The sequence below is a fragment of the Cobetia marina genome, assembly GCF_001720485.1.
Classification (GTDB): Bacteria; Pseudomonadota; Gammaproteobacteria; order Pseudomonadales; family Halomonadaceae; genus Cobetia; species Cobetia marina.
In genome coordinates this window covers 354,214-373,450 of sequence record NZ_CP017114.1, presented here as the reverse complement: position 1 = coordinate 373,450, position 19,237 = coordinate 354,214, and the positions used below count along the sequence as shown (strand labels likewise).

Genomic DNA, 19,237 nt, shown 5'->3' with positions numbered 1-19,237 from the left:
GTGACGCGCGACGACATCAGTTGAGCGAGTTGAAGACCTGGGTGACCTCATCGGTCAGGTCGAGACCATCCTTGCTGTAGACCGTGGCACTGCGGTCCACCAGCAACTCGACACCGTGCTTGTCGACGACCTGCTGAATGGCCTTGTCCAGCTTGGGCTTGGATTGCTTGAGGAATGCCTGCTCGGCCTGCTGCTGCTGCTGCTGGACCTGGCCGCGCAGCTGCTGGAACTGCCCGCCCTTCTGGCGCAGTTGCTGCTGCAGTGACTGGCGCTCGGAATCCGACATCACCGCACCATCCTTCTGCAGCTTGTTCTGCATGGTCTCAAGCTCCTTGGCCAGCGCCTTGGCCTGATCCTGCTTGCCAGCCAGCTGATTCTTGAGCTGATTCATGGAGCGCTGGGCAGCATCGGAGCTCAACAGCGCCTGGCGCCAGTCCATGACCGCCACTTCCGTGGCCTGGGCCATCATCGGGGTCGCAAAGGCTGCGAGGCCGCCTGCCAGACACAGTGCGCGGGTCAATTTACGCATCATAAAACTCCTTGTAGGCCTGTTGTTCGGTGACCGACGCCAGAACAGGAACGGCGGCGCCGGCAGCGGGGACATGACGCCACATCGGTTGCCCACCGGTGTGGCGTCATGTCCGCCTTAGAAGGTCTGGCCCAGTGAGAACTGGAAGATCTCGGTGTCGTCGTCGTCATCGTCACCGATGGGCTGCGCGACACTGAAGGTCAGCGGGCCAACCGGCGTGATCCATGACAGGCCGATACCGGCGCTGTAATTCAGATCGCCGAGGTCCACGCCACTCTCACAGGAACTGGAATAGCTGGAGCCGACATCGTAGCAGGACGTCAGATAGGTATTCCCCGCATCCACGAAGAACGACGGCTGGACGCTGCGCTTGTCCTTGACGAAGGGCATCGGGAAGATCAGGTCGATCCCGCCCTCGACCAGAATGTTGCCGCCCAGGGTATCGTCATCACCGTCATCGACCTCGGTGGATGCCTGACCCAGGGTGTTGGAGCTGTAACCACGCACGCTGCCCAGACCACCCGCATAGAAGTTCTTGAAGAACGGGTAGGTATCGCCGGAGAACGAATTGGCATAGCCAAGTTCGGTCCGGAACTTGAGCGACCAGTCATCATGCAGTTCGAACAGCTTCTGCCCCTTGTAGCGGAACTTGTAATAATCCGCATCGGAGCCGGGCACTGCCACTTCCAGTGACAGCAGCTGCGAGCTGCCCGCCGTGGGCAGGATGCCGCGGTTGAGATTGTTGCGCGACCAGCTGGCGGTCAGCTTGTAGAGGTTGAAATCCTCGCCCTCATCACTGATGTACTGCGTGACCTCGGCGGGGCTGTCATCGAAGTCCTTGACGCGCACGAACTCGTAACCGGCACCGAAATTCAGGCGCGACAGTTCGTTGATCGGGTAACCGAAGTTGATGCCACCGCCGAAGCTGTCGGTCGCGTAGCTGGCGACATCGTCATCATCGTCGTAATCCACCTTGCGGTAGAACAGGTTGTAGCCACGCGAGATGCCATCCAGTGTCCAGTACGGGTCGGTATAGCCGAAGCTGACATTGGTGTAGTCATCGGACTTCTGGGCATTGATGTTGACTTCGTTGCCGGTGCCCAGGAAGTTCTTCTGCGACAGCCCCACCCCGTAGATGACCCCGTCACCCTGAGAGAAGCCGACCGACGCCGAGATCGAGCCCGACGGCTGTTCCTCGACGTTGTAGTTGACGTCCAGCTGGTCCGGCTCGCCGGCGACCGGACGCGTGTCCACATCGACCTGCTTGAAGAAGCCGAGACGCTCGAGCTTCTGCTTGGATTGCTTGATCTTGTCCGTCGAGGCAGGCGCACCCTCGAGCTGGGTCATCTCACGACGCAGCACCTCGTCCGCCGTCGTGGTATTGCCCTTGAAGTTGATGCGACGCACGTAGGCGCGCTTGCCGGGGTCGACCGCAAAGGTCAGATCCACCGTCTCGCTCTCTTCATTGACCTCAGGCACGGCGTTGACATTGGCGAAGGCGAAGCCGTCGGCTCCCAATGCCTGACGCAGGGCCTCGCTGGAAGCCGTCACATCACGCTGGGAATAGAGGGCATCCGGAGCGAGCTTGACCAGATCACGCGCCCGCTCTTCCTTCATCTTGATGTCGCCGGCGAAACCGATCTCACCGATCTTGTACGGCTTGCCTTCGTCGACATTGATGGTGACGAAGATCTCGGACTTGTCCGGCGAGATGGACACCTGGGTCGAGCGCACCTGGAAGTTCACGTAACCACGATCCAGATACCAGGACTTGAGCGTCTCGATGTCCCCGGTCAGCTTCTCGCGCGAGTATTCGTCGTCGGAGAACCAGCCGAAGAACCAGCTCGGGCGGTCTTCCAGCTCGAGCTGTTCACGCAGGGTCTCGTCATCGAAGGCGGAGTTGCCGACGATGTTGATCTGGTGGATCTTGGCGACCGCACCTTCCTTGACGTCGATATTGACCTGAACACGGTTGCGCTCGAGGGTTTCCACCGAGGTCTCGATGCGAGCGCTGTAGCGGCCCTGCGCCTGGTAGACGCGCTCCAGCTCACGCTGCATCTCTTCCAGCGTGGAGCGCTGCAACACCTGACCTTCGGCCAGCCCGGCTTCCTTGAGGCCCTTGCGCAGGTCCTCGTCGGGAATCTGCGAGTTGCCGTCGATCTCGATCTTGGAGATCGTCGGGCGCTCGACCACGTCGATGATCAACACATCGCCATCACGCTTGAGGCGGATATCATCAAACAGGCCAGTGTCGAACAGCTGGCGCGCCGCGGAGGACAGATCATCATCCTCGACGGTCTGATCAGCGGAGACAGGGAAGGCGTTGAACACGGTGCCCGCAGACACGCGCTGAAGGCCTTCTACCCGGATGTCGGATACTTTGAAAGACGCGGCCAAGGCGCCTTGACTGGCCCCGAGCAGCGCAGCTGCCAATCCAATGGTCTTGAGTTTCATGCAGTCGCTTCGCTTCTCTGGATTCCGCCCGCTTGGATAAACAGGCACCTTATACACAACCCCTGGCTACTGACAAGACAGCACCCCTGGGGGTCGGCAATCGGGGCCGAAGTCGTGTGGGCATGATGACGGGAGTTGGCCATGTTGGCCAGCCCGTGCAATGAATTGACCCTCATGAGGGGCGACAGTTCAGCTCTGGTTCATCTTGCAGGAAACGCGAGGCAATCCTGAGGCACCCCGTCTTCGCCATCCTGGTGGTTACCACAGACGCATGAGGTCGAAATAGATCGCCATGAACATCAACGACCCGACCAGCGCCATGCCGATCCTGAGCCCGGCATTCTGCACCTTCTCGGACAGTGGCTTGCCGCGCACCGCCTCGACCAGATAGAACAGCAGATGCCCGCCATCCAGCACCGGAATCGGCAGCAGATTCAATACCCCGAGACTGATGGACAGATACGCCATGAAGCCCAGGAAGGCTTCAAGCCCGGAGCGAGCCGTATCACCGGCGATCCGCGCGATGGTGATCGGTCCGGACAGGTTGGAGGGCGCGATCAGGCCCACCAGCATCTTGCGGATGGAGTCCAGCGTCAGCACCGTCATCTCGCCGGTCTTGCTCACCGCCTGCCCTACGGCAGCCAGGGGCCCATAACTGAGCTCACGCTGATACTCTTCCGGCCAGCTGACATTCTCGACACCGGCGCCGACCTGCCCCACGACACGCCCGTCATCGAGCGCATTGCTCGCGGGCGTCAGCGACAGCGTCTCTTCCTTGCCATCACGCGCCACCAGCACGGACAGCGTCTCGCCCGGCGCACCGCGCACCCGCTCGACGAAGTCGATCCAGTCCACCACCAGCACGCCATCAATGCTGACGATACGGTCTCCCGCCTTCAAGCCGGCAGCCTGCGCCGCACCGTCCTCCAGCACTCGCCCCAGCACCGCCGGCAACTGGGGCCGCCAGGCGGTGATGCCCAGCGTGACCAGCGGACGCGGCGGATCCTGATCCACCAGGAAGCGCTCGACATCCAGTGTCTGTTCACGCGAGGCACTGGCGCCCGGAGCACGGGTGGTGATCGTCAGCTGGTCGTCCCCTATCGCGCCGATGAGGCGCAGATTGATCGCCTCCCAGCTTGGTGTCGGCTGATCATTGATGGCGACGATTTCCGCATCGGGCGTCAGCCCGGCACGCCCTGCAGGAGAGTCCGGCGCCACCGCTCCGACCATCGGCACCACGGTCGTGGTACCGGCGACGAACAGCGCCCAGTACGCCAGAATCGCCAGCAGAAAATTGGCCAGCGGCCCTGCCGAGACGACGGCGATGCGCTTCCAGACGGACTTGGTATTGAAGGCCAGATGGCGCTCCGACGGGTCGACTGGCCCCTCGCGCTCATCCAGCATCTTGACGTAGCCGCCCAATGGAATGGCCGCGACACCGTATTCCGTGCCGTGGCGGTCCGTCCACGACCAGAACGGCTTGCCGAAACCGATGGAGAAGCGCAGCACCTTGATGCCGCAACGACGCGCGACCCAGAAATGACCGTACTCATGGATGGTGATCAACACCCCCAGCACGACGATCACGGCAAGAATATTCTGGATCACACCCATCACGCGCTCCTGGAAATTGGTGCCCGAGATGGGCAGCCTGCCCTGTCACGCCCACAAGGAAAGTGACAAGACAGTGCAAGATAGGATTTCAGGGCCCGACGAGGGCCAATTGGGCGGCTGCCAACTCACGTGCCGCGGCATCTTCGGACAGGATCACCTCGAGACCATCCACCGCCAGGGGCGGGCGAGCCTGCATGACGGCTTCCACCACCACCGGGATACGATCGAAGGCCAGGCGGCCCTCGAGGAAGGCTGCCACTGCCACCTCATTGGCGGCATTCATCACTGCAGGCCAGGTGCCGCCTGCCGCGATGGCTTCACGCGCCAGACGCAGACACGGGAAGCGCGTCTCATCGGCGGCACGGAAGTCGAGTCGCGCCACCTGGAAAAGATCCAGCGGCTCGACGCCGGCATCGATGCGCTCCGGCCAGGCCAGCGCGTAGGCGATGGGCGTGCGCATGTCGGGATTGCCCATCTGGGCCAGCACCGAACCATCACTGTAAGCCGCCATCGAGTGAATGACACTCTGGGGATGCACGACGACCTGGATGTCGTTGGGCCCACAGGCGAACAGCCAGCAGGCCTCGATCAGTTCCAGCCCCTTGTTCATCAGGGTGGCACTGTCGACGGAGATCTTGCGCCCCATCGACCAGTTGGGATGCGCGCAGGCCTCGGCCGGCGTCACCGTCGCCAGGCGCTCGGCAGGCCACTCGACCTCGTCACGGAACGGGCCACCCGAGGCAGTCAACAGCAGCTTCTCGACCCCGATGGGGGCCAGCCCATCGCGATGCTCGGGCGGCAGGCACTGGAAGATGGCGTTGTGCTCGGAATCGATGGGCAGCAGCGTCGCACCATGCTGCTTCACCGCATCCATGAACAACTGGCCGGCACACACCAGCGCCTCCTTGTTGGCCAGCAGGACGCGCTTTCCCGCACGCACCGCAGCCAGAGTCGGCAGCAGCCCGGCAGCACCCACGATGGCCGCCATCACGCTGTCGACCTCGGGGGCCTCGCTGATGTCCACCAGCGCCTGCTCACCGTGACGTACCTCGATGGGCGTGCCCTGGTAGCTCTCGACGCCCTCGAGCGCCTCACCGAGCCACAGCGCCGCCTCGGCGGAGGCGATCACCGCCACCTGAGGTCGATGGACCAGGCACAGCTCCAGCAATGCCTCATGGCGCGTGGCGGCACTCAATGCATGCACCACATAGCGCTCCGGATGGCGCGAGATCACATCCAGCGTGCTGGAGCCGATGGAGCCGGTGGCCCCCAGAATCGTGATGCGCTGCACCGGCGCATTGGAGGACATGTCACCCGCCATCACGCACCACCTCCCAACACCCAGGGCAACAGTAGCGCAAACAACGGCACGGCCGCCGTCAGACTATCGATGCGGTCCATGATGCCGCCGTGCCCCGGCAACAGCTGACTGGAGTCCTTCATCTCACGCTCGCGCTTGAACATGCTTTCCAGCAGGTCTCCCAGCACCGAGACGCCAGTGACGCCCAGTGTGACCAGCAGCAGCGGCAGCCAGTCGGCCTGCCCTGCCAGCGCATAGCCGGTGGCCAGCAATCCGGTGGCGACCAGCCCGCCGTAGACACCTTCCCAGGACTTGCCCGGGCTGACACGTGGCGCCAGCTTGCGCTTGCCGAATCGCTTGCCGGAGAAATAGGCACCGATATCCGCCGCCCACACCATCAGCAGCACGTACAGCAGCCACTCGCCACCGCTGGTCTTGAGCTGGAGAAAGCCGAACCAGGTCGGCAACAGTGCCAGGACCCCGACACCCAGTCGCATGCCGGTGGCATGCCATTCCTGACGCTTTTCGGGGTAATGCATCACCCAGCGCAGATTGACGGCCCATGCCAGCGCCGCCAGATAGAGCGGCCAGCGAGCCTGGGAGGCATCCGCCCACCACACCAGCAGCATCGCCAGCGCCATGCAGGCAGGAAACAGCAGACGCGCCGCGCCGGCACGCACGCCGGCAAGATTGGCCCACTCCCAGGCGGCCAGTGCCACCACGCCCCCGGTCATGACCGCAAAGGCGGCACCGTCGAGGCCAAACAGCCCCCACAGCGCCAGCGGGGCGAGAATGAGCGCGGTGATGATTCGTTGTTTGAGCACTAGAGCCCCTCGGCGTCGAGTTGTTCGCTGGTCATGCCGTAGCGCCGTTGACGCTGGGCATAGGCATCGAGCGCCTCATCGAAGGCCGCCGAGTCGAAATCAGGCCACAGCACCGGCGAGAAGTAGAACTCGGCGTAGGCCAGCTGCCAGAGCAGGAAGTTGGAGATACGCTGCTCGCCACTGGTGCGAATGCACAGATCCACTTCCGGGAGCGAACTCAGACAGACCTCGGCCCCGAGGCGGGACTCGTCGATATCCGCGGCCTTGAGCTCGCCTCGCTCGACCTGCGTCGCCAGACGTCGGGCAGCCTCGGCAATGTCCCAGCGGCCACCGTAGTTGGCGCAGATGACCACATGCATGCCGCGATTGTCGCGCGTCATCTCTTCGGCACTGCGGATATGTTTCTGGATGGAGCTTGAGAAGCGGCTGCGCTCCCCGATCACGGAGAGGCGTATGTCGTGTCGATGAAGCTTCTTGACCTCACGCTTGAGCGCCATGAGGAACAGCTCCATCAGCGCACTGACCTCATTGGCCGGACGCTTCCAGTTCTCGCTGGAGAAAGCAAACAGGGTCAGTACCTCGACGCCCTGCTCGGCAGCGCGACGGATGGTACTGCGGACGGTCTCGGCACCGGCACGATGGCCACGGATGCCAGCCCAGCCGCGGGATTTCGCCCAGCGGTTGTTGCCGTCCATGATGATCGCCACATGGCGTGGCGTGGAGAGGGAATTCGGTGACGTCATGGGGTCTCGCTACGAGCACCGGATGCCGCCGACAGGGTGCCGGCGGCAGACCCGATCAGACCTGCATCAGGTCAGTTTCCTTGTGCTCCAGAGCACTGTCGACTTCCGCCACATACTTGTCGGTCAGCTTCTGGATCTCGTCTTCTCCGCGACGTGCATCGTCTTCGGAGATGTCCTTGTCCTTGAGCAGGCTCTTGATGTCGCCATTGGCGTCACGACGCACATTGCGAAGCGCCACGCGGGCGTTTTCCGCTTCTGCACGCGCCTGCTTGGTGTAACCACGACGCGTCTCTTCCGTCAGCATCGGCATCGGCACGCGAATCACGTCACCGGCGGTGGACGGGTTGAGACCCAGGTCAGAAGTCATGATGGCCTTCTCGACCTTCGGCACCATGGGCTTTTCCCACGGCACGACAGTCAGGGTGCGCGCATCTTCGGTGGTGATGTTGGCCACCTGATTCAGCGGCACCTGGCTACCGTAGTAGTCGACCGTCACGGCATCGAGAATGCTCGGATGCGCACGACCGGTACGAATCTTGCTGAAGGCGGCACCGAGGGACTCGATGGTCTTCTTCATGCGTGCTTCGACGTCTTTCTTGATATCGTTGATCACAATCTTACCCTCTATCAATCAGCGTGCCTTCCTTGCCACCCACCACCAGGTTGAGCAGCGCGCCTACCTTGTTCATGTTGAACACCCGTACCGGCATGTCATGGTCACGCACCAGGCAGATGGCGGTCAAATCCATCACGCCGAGCTTCTGCTCCAGCGCGTCGTCATAACTGAGGCTCTCGTACTTCACGGCATCCGGGAACTTGACCGGGTCCTTGTCGTAGACACCATCCACCTTGGTCGCCTTGATGACGGCATCGGCATCGATCTCGATGCCACGCAGACAGGCGGCGGAATCCGTGGTGAAGAACGGGTTGCCGGTGCCGGCGGAGAAGATGACGACGTCACCCGAGGTCAGATAACGGATCGCGGTACGGCGGTCGTAATGTTCTACCACGCCACTCATCGGGATGGCAGACATGACGCGAGAGCGGATGTTGGAACGCTCCAGTGCATCACGCAGCGCCAGACCGTTCATGACGGTGGCCAGCATGCCCATGTGGTCGCCGGTCACGCGTTCCATGCCGGCTTCCTGCAGGGCCGCGCCACGGAACAGGTTACCGCCGCCGATCACGATGCCGACCTGGACACCGATGCCCACCAGCTGACCGATTTCCAGCGCCATGCGATCCAGCACCTTGGGGTCGATGCCGAACTCGCCATCGCCCATCAGGGCCTCACCGGAAAGCTTGAGCAGTATGCGCTTGTACTTGGCATTGCGTTCAGCGGAAATGGTGGCCATGCGAATTTCTCCTGATACTGACATACGGGGACGGGGCGGCCCGAAGGCGGGGGCCAGATACACGATGGCGTGCGACTAAGCGCACGCCATCGTGAGAAGCGAAAACAGTCAGCCCTTACGCGCGGCTGGCCTGCTCACGGACTTCAGCTGCGAAGTCCACTTCTTCCTTCTCGATACCTTCACCGACTTCCATGCGCACGAAGGATACCACTTCACCGCCGGCAGCCTTGACGAACTCGGCGACGGTCTGGTTCGGGTCCTTGACGAACGGCTGTTCGGTCAGGCTGTTTTCAGCCAGGTACTTCTTCAGACGGCCCTGGGACATCTTCTCGGCGATTTCCGCCGGCTTGCCAGCCATGTCCGGCTGAGCAAGGATGATGGCCTTCTCGGCGTCCATCTGTTCCTGCGGCATGTCTGCCGGACGTGCACAGACCGGGTTCACGGCTGCGACGTGCATGGAGACGTCCTTGGCCGCGTCAGCGGTGCCGCCCTGCAGCAGGGTCAGAGCCGCGATGCGACCGCCGTGGACGTAACCACCGACGACACCACCGGCCGGCGCTTCGACCAGCTCGGCGCGACGCACGGAGATGTTCTCACCGATCTTCTGAACCAGCTGACCACGAGTGTCTTCCAGCTCGCCTTCCATCAGGGAAGCGATATCGGTGTTCTTGGTCTCGAACACGCGGTCGGCGATCAGCTTGGTGAAGGCCTGGAAGTTGTCATCGCGAGCGACGAAGTCGGTCTCGGAGTTGACTTCGACCATCACGCCATAGCTGGCATCGTCGGCGACCTTGATGACGATGGCGCCTTCAGCGGCCACACGGCCAGCTTTCTTGGCGGCCTTCAGGCCGGAGTTCTTGCGCAGGTTCTCGATCGCGAGCTCGATGTCGCCACCGGCTTCGGTAAGAGCCTTCTTGCATTCCATCATGCCGAGCGCAGTACGCTCACGCAGTTCCTTGACCATAGATGCGCTGATAGCTGCCATGGGATGAAACCTCTGTCGTGTCGACGTCTTTGAATACGGGAATTCGGTCACGACCGCTTGAGCGGTCGCAAATGAGGGGGCCGTGGCCCCCTCATTGCCTGACCTGACTGCCGCTTGGCTAGGCCATGCCGCACTTAGTGTAGCGCAGCGTGTGTGACAGTCAGATCAAGCCGCCAGGATCACTCTGCTGCGTCTTCTTCAGCCGCAGTTTCGACGAACTCACCGGCCAGCTCTTCTTCCTTGTTCTTGCCACAGGCGCCTGCAATTGCCTGGACATAGATCTGGATGGCACGGATGGAGTCATCGTTACCCGGGATGACGTAGTCCACGCCGTCCGGGTTGGAGTTGGTATCGACGACGCCGATGACCGGGATGCCCAGCTTGTTGGCTTCGTTGATCGCGATGCGCTCGTGGTCAACGTCGATCACGAACATGGCGTCCGGCAGGCCGCCCATTTCCTTGATACCGCCGATGGAACGCTCGAGCTTGTCCTGCTCACGAGTGGCCATCAGGACTTCTTTCTTGGTCAGCTTCGCGAAGGTACCGTCTTCATGCATCTGCTCGATTTCGCGCAGGCGCTTGATGGACTGACGGATGGTCTTGAAGTTGGTCAGCATGCCGCCCAACCAGCGATGGTTGACGTACGGCTGGCCAGCCTTGCGAGCTTCTTCCTTGATGATCTTGCCGGCAGCGCGCTTGGTGCCCACGAACATGATCTTGTTGCCATTGGCAGCCATCTTCTCGACCACTGACACGGCTTCGTTCAGCGCCGGCAGGGTGTGCTCGAGGTTGATGATGTGGATCTTGTTGCGAGCGCCGAAGATGAACTTGGACATCTTCGGGTTCCAGTACTTGGTCTGGTGACCGAAGTGTGCGCCTGCCTTGAGCAGATCGCGCATGTTGACTTGCGCCATGTGAATATCTCCTGGATATCGGGTTGGGCCTCCACGTCCCCCATGGATCCGACCGCTTGCGCGGCACCCGGGACCATGTGACGGAACGTGTGTGGATTGGGGTTATGTACGTCAGTCCTTTCAATGTCGCCTCGGCCAGATGCCCGGAGGTGGCCGATCGAGGAGAATTTGCAGGAAAGCGCGCGGCTTTATACCATAGCTCGACCACGATATGAAGTCGCGACTGCCCGACACGGCACGCGATGCGTCGCGCCATTCCCCCGCCACGCGCGGCCTGGCGGCGTTTCATCCCTCTTATCTCCTGCCTCGAGTCCTCATGAACATTCCCATCAAGACAGCTGAAGAAATCGACAAGATGCGCGTCGCCGGCCGTCTGGCGGCTGAAGTGCTGGAGCTGCTCGACGAGCACGTCCGTCCCGGTGTCACCACGGGCGAGCTCAATCGCATCGCTCACCATCACATCACCGAGGTTCAGGGCTGCATTCCGGCACCGCTCAACTACCACGGCTTCCCGAAATCGATCTGCACCTCGATCAATCACGTGGTCTGTCACGGCATCCCCGATGACAACAAGAAGCTCAAGAAGGGTGACATCCTCAACATCGACATCACCGTGATCAAGGACGGCTATCACGGCGACACCTCGAAGATGTACATCGTCGGGGAACCGACCATCCAGGCGGAGCGCCTGTGCCGCATCACCCAAGAATGTCTCTACAAGGGCATCGAGCTGGTACGCCCGGGCGTGCGTCTTTCCGAGATCGGTCGCGCCATCCAGAAGCATGCCGAAGCGGCAGGTTACAGCGTCGTGCGTGACTTCTGCGGCCACGGTATCGGTGCCGGCTTCCATGAGGACCCGCAGGTGCTGCACTATGACGGCTACGAAGCCCGTGCCGACGCCGAGCTCCTGGAAGGCATGTGCCTGACCATCGAGCCGATGGTCAATGTCGGTGGTTACAAGGTGAAGGTACTCAAGGACGACTGGACAGCCGTGACCAAGGACAAGAGCCTGTCCGCGCAGTGGGAGCACACCCTGCTGGTCACCGCCACCGGCGTCGAGGTGCTGACACGTCGCACGGAAGAGGACCTCTCCTTCCTCGAGGGTTGATCACGATGCTCCTGCACCACTACCACTTCGTCGAGCGTGAAGCGCTCTACGATGCCGTCACCTTCGACGGCGAGCTGGCCACGACGAAGACGCCCATCCCGCTGTTCAAGCGGGCTCTGGCACAGGTACAGGAGCGTCTCGAGGCCCGCTTCAAGGCGGGTGCCGACATCCGCGACCTCATCCATGGCCGAGCCCGCGCCATCGATCGCCTGCTGGCCATCGCCTGGCAACGCCAGGCCTGGCCGGATGATGGCATCGCCCTGCTCGCCGTGGGCGGCTATGGCCGTGGTGAGCTGCACCCGCACTCCGACATCGACCTGCTGCTGTTGCTGGAGCAGGACGATGACATCCCCTACCGTGAGGCGCTGTCCGCCTTCATCACCTTCCTTTGGGACATCGGGCTCGAGATCGGCCAGTCGGTGCGCTCGCTGAGTGACTGCGAACGTGAGGCCCGTGCCGACGTCACCGTGATCACCAACCTGCTGGAATCCCGTGTCATCGCCGGCCCGCAGCGGCTGCGCGAGGCCATGCGCGAGCGCCTGGGTACCGACCGTCTGTGGCCGGCCGAGGCCTTCTTCGAGGCCAAGTGGCAGGAGCAGATCGCTCGCCACCACAAGTTCGCCAATACCGAATATCACCTCGAGCCCAACATCAAGTCATCCCCCGGTGGCCTGCGCGATATCCAGATGATCGGCTGGGTCGCCAAGCGTCACTTCGGGGTCGAGCGCTACGACAACCTCGTCGAGCTGGGCTTCATGAATGACGCCGAGCTGCGCATCCTCAGCCAGGGCCAGGCCTTCCTGTGGCAGGTGCGCTTCGCGCTGCACATGCTGGCCGGACGCGCCGAGGACCGGCTGCTGTTCGACCACCAGCGCACCATCGCCGAGCTGTTCGGCTTCCAGGACACGCCCGAGCACCTGGCGGTCGAGCAGTTCATGAAGCGCTACTATCGCCACGTCACCGCCCTGGCGGGCCTCAACGACATGCTGCTGCAGCACTTCGATGAGGCCATCCTGCGCCATGACGAGCCGGTCAACATCGTGCCGCTCAATCCGCGCTTCGAGATTCGCAGCGGCTACATCAGCCTGCGCGAGGAAGGCGTGTTCCGCCGTCGCCCCGCCGCGCTGCTGGAGCTGTTCCTGCTCATGGCCCAGCACCCCGAGATCGAGGGCGTGCGCGCCGACACCATCCGCGCACTGCGTGATCATCGTCACCAGATCGATGACGCCTTCCGTGACGACGTCCGTCACCAGAGCCTGTTCATGGAGCTGATGCGCTCCGGCGGCAACGTGCCACGCGTCCTCAAGCGCATGGCGCGCTACGGCATCCTCGGCAAGTACCTGCCGGCCTTCGGTCGTGCCGTCGGCCTGATGCAGCATGACCTGTTCCACGTCTACACCGTCGATGCCCACACCCTGCGTCTGCTCAAGGTCGCCCAGGAATTCCGCGCCCCTGACGCGGAAGAGGAATTCCCCGTCGCCGCCGCCTTGATCCGTGAACTGCCCAAGCTGGAATTGCTGTGGATCGCGGGGCTCTATCATGACATCGGCAAGGGACGCGGCGGCGATCACTCCGAGATCGGCGCACTGGAAATCGAGGACTTCGCCCGCCGTCATGATCTCAGCCAGCGCGACACTCGCACCCTGAGCTGGCTGGTGCGCCACCATCTGCTGATGTCGATGACCGCACAGAAGCAGGACATCGCCGACCCCGAGATCATCACGCGCTTCGCCGAGATCGTCGGCGACGAGACGCATCTCGACTACCTCTACGTGCTGACGGTGGCCGACATCAATGCCACCAACCCCTCGCTGTGGAATGGCTGGCGAGCGGCGCTGCTGCGTCAGCTGCACATGGAGACGCGCAGGGCGCTGCGACGGGGCCTGGAGCATCCGCCGGAACGCCACGAATGGATCGCCGAGACCCGCGAGGAAGCCCTGTCACTGCTGGCCGGCATGGGCACCTCACGCAGCGACGCCGAAGCGCTGTGGGCCAGCCTCGGTGACGACTACTTCGTACGCTACGCGCCCAGCGAGGTGGCCTGGCACACCCAGGGCATCCTGGCACGTCAGGCATCGCCCCAGCTGGACGAGCATGGCGAACCTCTGCCGCTGGTGCTGACCAGTGCCCCCACCGAAGAGATGACCGAAGGCGGCACCAAGGTCTTCATCCATACCCGCTCGGTGGACAACCTGTTTGCCGCCACGGCGGCGGCACTGGAGCAGCTGGGGCTCTCGATCCACGATGCACGCATCGCCACCTCGAGCCACAACTGGACGCTCAACACCTTCATCCTGCTCGATGACGACGGTGAGCCGATCCGCGATGCCGCACGTCTCGCCGACATCCGCACCCATCTGGTCGAAGAGCTGGATGATCCGGATGACTACTCGGTGATCGTCAACCGTCACACGCCGCGTCAGCTCAAGCATTTCCGCATCGCGCCACGCATCACGCTCAGCCAGGACTACACCAATGGCCGCAGCGTGCTGGAAGTGATCGCCTCTGACCGCCCGGGTCTGCTGGCGCGCATCGGCCGCGTGTTCATGGAGCACGAGATCGCCATCGATGCCGCCAAGATCGTCACCCTGGGCGAGCGCGTCGAGGATATCTTCTTCATCACTGACCGCGCCGGTGAGCCGATCACCGACCCAGAGCGCCAGACGCGCCTGCGTGATGCCCTGACCGAAGTGCTCCAGGTCGGCGAGCGCGGCTGACACGTCACGCAGGCATGAACAGCGAGAGGCCGCCGGCACCCCGCGATTGAGGGGACCGGCCGCCTTCCCTATAATCGCGAGTCGACCTGCATGGCAGTCCGGCGGACTCGCGGACGCCTTCCTTCCTGCTCGGCCGGCAACGGCCATCACCCATGGAACGTGCATGAACCCGGATCTCGACCAGCTCAAGCCCTACCCGTTTGAAACCCTGGCCAAGCTGCGCGAGGGCGTCGTCCCCAACCCCGCTCTGGACCCGATTGCGCTGACCATCGGCGAGCCGCGTCACGCGCCGCCCGAGTTCGTGCTCGACACCCTGCGCGAGCACATCATGGGCGTGGCCAAGTATCCCGCCACCGGCGGCCTGCCGGAATTGCGCTCCGCGATCGCCAGCTGGCTGGAGAAGCGCTTCTCGCTCAACGCCACCCCGGATATCGACCAGCAGGTCCTGCCGGTCACCGGCACCCGCGAGGCACTGTTCGCCTTCATCCAGGCCTCGCTGGACAGCACGCGTCCGGCGCGCGTACTGGTGCCGAATCCCTTCTATCAGATCTACGAAGGCGCGACGCTGCTGGCCGGCGGCGAGGTCACCTACCTGCCCTGCCCCGCCGAGAACGGCTTCCGCCCCGACTATGCCGCGGTGCCGGCCGAGGTATGGCGTGACACCCAGATCGTCTTCGTCTGCTCGCCGGGCAACCCCACCGGCGCGGTGACGCCGCTGGCCGACTTCCAGCAGCTGATTCGCCTCGCTGACGAGCACGACTTCCTGATCGCCTCCGACGAGTGCTATTCGGAGCTTTACCTCGACGAAGCCACACCGCCGCCGGGCCTGCTGCAAGCCTGTGCCGCCATGGGTCGTGATGACTACGCGCGCTGCGTGGTCTTCCACTCGCTGTCCAAGCGCTCCAACCTGCCGGGCCTGCGCTCCGGCTTCGTGGCCGGCGATGGCGAGGTGATCCGTCGCTTCCGTCACTACCGCACCTATCACGGCTGCGCGATGCCGCTGCACCACCAGCACGCCTCCATCGCCGCCTGGAATGATGAAGCCCACGTGCTGGCCAATCGCGACGCCTACCGCGAGAAGTTTGCCGCCGTGACCGAGATCCTCGCGCCGGTGATGGACTTCCCGACCCCGGAAGCCAGCTTCTATCTCTACCCGGCCGTGCCGGGCGGGGATGACGCCGCCTTCACCCGCGAGCTGCTGCGTGAGGAGGCCGTCGGCGTGCTGCCGGCAAGCTACATGGCGCGTGAGGTGGACGGCGTGAATCCGGGCGCCGGACGCATTCGTCTGGCGCTGGTGGCCGAACTGGAACAGACCGTCGAAGCCGCCCGGCGCCTGCGTCGCTTCGTCGAACGCCTGCGCTGAGCGCCAGGCCTGCACGGGCTGACAGCAGCCCAACACTGGATGACAGCCCCGCGCGGCGGGGTGGATTGGCTCAAGGAGACCGCCATGCACGTGCTCTACGGCATCAAGACCTGTGATACCTGCCGCAAGGCGCGCCGCGCTCTCGACGACCGGGGCGTGCCCTATCGCTGGCATGACCTGCGTGAGGATGGCCTCTCCGCCAGCCTGCTGGAATCCTGGCTGGAGCAGACCGCCTGGAGCAGCCTGCTCAACAAGCGCAGCACCAGCTGGCGCAACCTGAGCGATGAACAACGTGACAGCCTCGATGCCAACTCGGCACGTGCATTGATGCTGGAGCACCCGACCCTGATCAAGCGTCCCATTCTCGAGCGTCATCCCGCCGACAATGAGATGGATCTGGTGATCGGCTATGACAAGGCGGTCTACGAACCGCAGGACTGAGCTACCCCTTACACCACTGGACACCCCGGAGATTGACACGATGTTGAGCCTTGCCCTCGGAATCGGCACCCAGAACACCACCGGCGACTGGCTGGAAGTCTACTATCCTGCCCCGCTGTTCAAGCCGACCGCTGCCGTTGCTGACGCCGCTCGCAAGGCACTGGACGCACCGGCTGGCACCACCGCCACCAGCTTCCTGCCGGAACACTGCGCCGCCCTGGCCAGCGCCCTGCGCGACGCCGGTGACAGCGCCCAGGCCGAACTGGCCGAGAGCCTGGCCGCCAGCCAGCGCCCGCTGGTCGCCATGTTCATCGAGGAAGACGCCGCCCCGCAGAGCGTGCCGGAGGTCTACCTCAAGCTGCACCTGCTGTCTCACCGCATGGTGCGTCCGCACGGCATCGATCTGACCGGCATGTTCGGTCTGCTCAAGAATGTCGCCTGGACCAGCGAAGGCGCCATCGACATCGAGGAGCTGCCGGCGCGTCGCCTCAAGGCCCGCCTGGAAGGTCGCACCCTATCCGTGGACTGCGTCGACAAGTTTCCGAAGATGACCGACTACGTGGTGCCGACCGGCATTCGTATCGCCGACACCGCGCGTGTGCGTCTGGGCGCCTACCTGGGCGAAGGCACCACCGTGATGCACGAAGGCTTCTGCAACTTCAATGCCGGCACCGAAGGCCCGGGCATGATCGAAGGCCGCATCTCCGCGGGCGTCTTCGTCGGCAAGGGCTCTGATCTGGGCGGCGGTTGCTCCACCATGGGCACCCTGTCCGGTGGCGGCAACATCGTCATCAAGGTCGGCGAAGGCTGCCTGATCGGCGCCAATGCCGGCATCGGCATCCCGCTGGGCGATCGCTGCACCGTGGAAGCTGGCCTCTACATCACCGCCGGCACCAAGGTCATGGTCTTCGACAACGAAGGCCAGGAAGTCGAGACGGTCGCGGCCCGTGAGCTGGCGAGCCAGGACGACCTGCTGCTGCGTCGCAACTCCGTCACCGGCCGTGTCGAGTGCCGCACAAACAAGAGCGCCATCGCGCTCAACGATGCCCTGCACGCCCACAACTGAGGCGCGTGACGGCTGCCTGTCAGGCAAGTGAGCCAGACAGGTAGCCGCGGCATCTTCCGGCTCGGGCAGCGATGCTCGAGCCGGCACGAAGACATTTCGTCTCCCCCGAATTTCGCGTTGCCGCTCCTCGCGGCGACGCCTGCAGCGATGGCCCATGATGACTGATTCACACGCACCGCTTCCGTCACGCCCCAGCAATCTCTCGCCGACGCTGGAACTGGCCTTCGACCTGATCGAACGCCCTTCCGTCACACCGGATGATCTGGACTGCCAGGCCCTGATGATCGACCGTCTCGAGGCACTTGGCTTCACGATCACCCGCCTGCCCTTCGGTGATGTCGAGAATTTCTGGGCAGTACGCGGTCATCATGGTCCGGTGCTGGCCTTCGCCGGCCACACCGACGTCGTGCCCACCGGCCCGGAAGCCAACTGGCAGTACCCGCCGTTCTCACCGTGCATCGATGACGCCGGCTTCCTGTGTGGCCGTGGTGCCGCCGACATGAAGGGCTCGCTGGCCGCGATGCTGACCGCCACCGAGCGCTTCGTGACCGCCAACCCGGACCACGAAGGCCGCATCGCCTTCCTGATCACCTCCGATGAGGAAGGCCCGGCGGTTCACGGTACCCGCGCGGTGGTCGAGTATCTGCGCGAGCACCACGAACGCCTGGATTACTGCATCGTCGGCGAGCCGTCCTCCACCGACTATGCCGGTGACGTGATCAAGAATGGCCGTCGCGGCTCGCTGGGTGCCGTCATGCACGTGAAAGGCGTGCAGGGCCACGTGGCCTATCCGCACCTGGCACGCAACCCGATCCACGAGGCCGCCCCGGCACTGGCCGCCATGGCCGCTGAACACTGGGACGACGGCAACGACTTCTTCCCGGCAACCAGCTTCCAGATTTCCAACATCCGTGGCGGTACCGGCGCGACCAACGTCATCCCCGGCGAGCTGGAAGTGGTGTTCAACTTCCGCTATTCCACCGAGCTGACCGCCGATGACCTCAAGCGTCGCACCTACGAGATCCTCGAGAAGCACGGTCTGGACGTCGAGATCGAGTGGAACCTGAGCGGCGAGCCCTTCCTGACACCGGAAGGCGCGCTGGTCGATGCCGCCGTGCACGGCGTGGAACGCGCGCTGGGACGCAAGCCGGTACTGTCCACCTCCGGCGGCACCTCGGACGGACGCTTCATCGCCACGCTCGGCACCCAGGTGGTAGAGCTGGGGCCGGTCAACGCGACCATCCACAAGATCGATGAACGCGTCATGGCCAGCGACCTGGACCAGCTCTCCAGTGCCTATGAACACATCCTGGAATACCTGTTTGTCCCCGCGACCCGAGAGACCACGGCATGAGCGACACCCCGCACACTGACGCCGATGAGCAATACCCGGACATCGAGATCTACCTCAAGCCCTTGAGCCTGGAAGCGCTCGGTGCCTGGCTGGGCGAGCAGTTCGGGCAGGTCGTCGTCTTCCAGCCGGCCGGCAAGCTGCAGCACCGGACCCGCCTCACGCGTGACGGCGCCGAGATCGCGGTACTGGTCGTGGAGAAAGTCGCTGACGGGTTCGCCAGCCTGTGGTTCGACAGCGCCAGCACTCCCTGGGCACGTGATGTCGACTGTGCTCGCGCCGCCGCCCGAGGGCTGCAGGTCGAGGCGCGCTGCTCGCTGGGCAGCTGGCAGCCAGGTGATGAGCCGGACCGCTTCTTCCGCGTCATGGCCGATGGCAGCGAAGAGGCCTTCACCTGGCCAGACCAGGGCTGAGTGACGCGACGCTCGTCACCCCAATGTGCAGGCCATGAACGACAACGCCCCGCAGGCTAG

The 19,237-nt window shown here is 63.6% G+C and carries 17 protein-coding genes; 7 read left to right on the top strand and 10 right to left on the bottom strand.

Features of this window, described 5'->3' with window-relative positions:
* Positions 1-16 precede the first annotated feature (16 nt).
* From BFX80_RS01655 to rpsB, 10 genes are all read right to left on the bottom strand, one after another.
* The gene (locus tag BFX80_RS01655) at positions 17-529 is read right to left on the bottom strand and encodes an OmpH family outer membrane protein (protein ID WP_077377836.1); all 513 of its coding nucleotides are present in this window, start codon (positions 527-529) and stop codon (positions 17-19) included.
* A 117-nt stretch (positions 530-646) separates the two neighbouring features.
* Entirely contained in the window at positions 647-2,983 is a 2,337-nt protein-coding gene (gene bamA, locus BFX80_RS01650; protein WP_205632722.1) for an outer membrane protein assembly factor BamA, read from the bottom strand.
* Between the two features lie 258 nt (positions 2,984-3,241).
* Positions 3,242-4,597 (bottom strand): sigma E protease regulator RseP, encoded by a 1,356-nt coding sequence (rseP, locus tag BFX80_RS01645; RefSeq protein WP_084207818.1) that lies wholly within the window; start codon positions 4,595-4,597, stop codon positions 3,242-3,244.
* Positions 4,598-4,685: 88 nt separating this feature from the next.
* Complete coding sequence (gene ispC / locus BFX80_RS01640; protein WP_084209578.1) at positions 4,686-5,906, bottom strand: 1-deoxy-D-xylulose-5-phosphate reductoisomerase; 1,221 nt, start codon at positions 5,904-5,906, stop codon at positions 4,686-4,688.
* Between the two features lie 11 nt (positions 5,907-5,917).
* Positions 5,918-6,721: a phosphatidate cytidylyltransferase gene (locus BFX80_RS01635; protein WP_084207817.1), complete on the bottom strand. Its 804-nt coding sequence runs from the start codon at positions 6,719-6,721 to the stop codon at positions 5,918-5,920.
* On the bottom strand, positions 6,721-7,464 hold the full coding sequence (uppS, locus tag BFX80_RS01630; RefSeq protein ID WP_084207816.1) for a polyprenyl diphosphate synthase: 744 nt from the start codon (positions 7,462-7,464) through the stop codon (positions 6,721-6,723). Before uppS ends, BFX80_RS01635 begins: the two co-directional genes overlap by 1 nt.
* Before the next feature lie 55 nt (positions 7,465-7,519).
* The gene (frr, locus tag BFX80_RS01625; protein ID WP_077377825.1) at positions 7,520-8,077 is read right to left on the bottom strand and encodes a ribosome recycling factor; all 558 of its coding nucleotides are present in this window, start codon (positions 8,075-8,077) and stop codon (positions 7,520-7,522) included.
* A 4-nt stretch (positions 8,078-8,081) separates the two neighbouring features.
* Positions 8,082-8,819 carry a UMP kinase gene (gene pyrH, locus BFX80_RS01620; RefSeq protein ID WP_240499639.1) on the bottom strand — a complete coding sequence of 246 codons (738 nt, stop codon included), beginning with the start codon at positions 8,817-8,819 and terminating at the stop codon, positions 8,082-8,084.
* 115 nt (positions 8,820-8,934) lie between these two features.
* Positions 8,935-9,804, bottom strand: coding sequence for a translation elongation factor Ts (gene tsf, locus BFX80_RS01615; RefSeq protein ID WP_065392492.1), 870 nt, complete (start codon positions 9,802-9,804; stop codon positions 8,935-8,937).
* A 179-nt stretch (positions 9,805-9,983) separates the two neighbouring features.
* On the bottom strand, positions 9,984-10,718 hold the full coding sequence (gene rpsB / locus BFX80_RS01610; RefSeq protein WP_065392491.1) for a 30S ribosomal protein S2: 735 nt from the start codon (positions 10,716-10,718) through the stop codon (positions 9,984-9,986).
* Positions 10,719-11,034: 316 nt separating this feature from the next.
* On the opposite strand from rpsB, the gene map reads away from it, so the two are divergent.
* From map to BFX80_RS01575, 7 genes are all read left to right on the top strand, one after another.
* Complete coding sequence (map, locus tag BFX80_RS01605; RefSeq protein ID WP_077378170.1) at positions 11,035-11,826, top strand: type I methionyl aminopeptidase; 792 nt, start codon at positions 11,035-11,037, stop codon at positions 11,824-11,826.
* 5 nt (positions 11,827-11,831) lie between these two features.
* Positions 11,832-14,543: a [protein-PII] uridylyltransferase gene (locus tag BFX80_RS01600; protein WP_084207815.1), complete on the top strand. Its 2,712-nt coding sequence runs from the start codon at positions 11,832-11,834 to the stop codon at positions 14,541-14,543.
* A 163-nt stretch (positions 14,544-14,706) separates the two neighbouring features.
* The gene (gene dapC / locus BFX80_RS01595) at positions 14,707-15,906 is read left to right on the top strand and encodes a succinyldiaminopimelate transaminase (RefSeq protein ID WP_077377820.1); all 1,200 of its coding nucleotides are present in this window, start codon (positions 14,707-14,709) and stop codon (positions 15,904-15,906) included.
* A gap of 84 nt (positions 15,907-15,990) precedes the next feature.
* Positions 15,991-16,347: an ArsC family reductase gene (locus tag BFX80_RS01590; RefSeq protein WP_043333033.1), complete on the top strand. Its 357-nt coding sequence runs from the start codon at positions 15,991-15,993 to the stop codon at positions 16,345-16,347.
* A gap of 40 nt (positions 16,348-16,387) precedes the next feature.
* Positions 16,388-17,413, top strand: coding sequence for a 2,3,4,5-tetrahydropyridine-2,6-dicarboxylate N-succinyltransferase (dapD, locus tag BFX80_RS01585; protein ID WP_077377814.1), 1,026 nt, complete (start codon positions 16,388-16,390; stop codon positions 17,411-17,413).
* A 157-nt stretch (positions 17,414-17,570) separates the two neighbouring features.
* Positions 17,571-18,767, top strand: coding sequence for a succinyl-diaminopimelate desuccinylase (gene dapE / locus BFX80_RS01580; protein ID WP_084209577.1), 1,197 nt, complete (start codon positions 17,571-17,573; stop codon positions 18,765-18,767).
* Complete coding sequence (locus BFX80_RS01575; protein WP_084207814.1) at positions 18,764-19,177, top strand: hypothetical protein; 414 nt, start codon at positions 18,764-18,766, stop codon at positions 19,175-19,177. The genes dapE and BFX80_RS01575 overlap by 4 nt, the downstream gene beginning before the upstream one ends.
* Positions 19,178-19,237 lie beyond the last annotated feature (60 nt).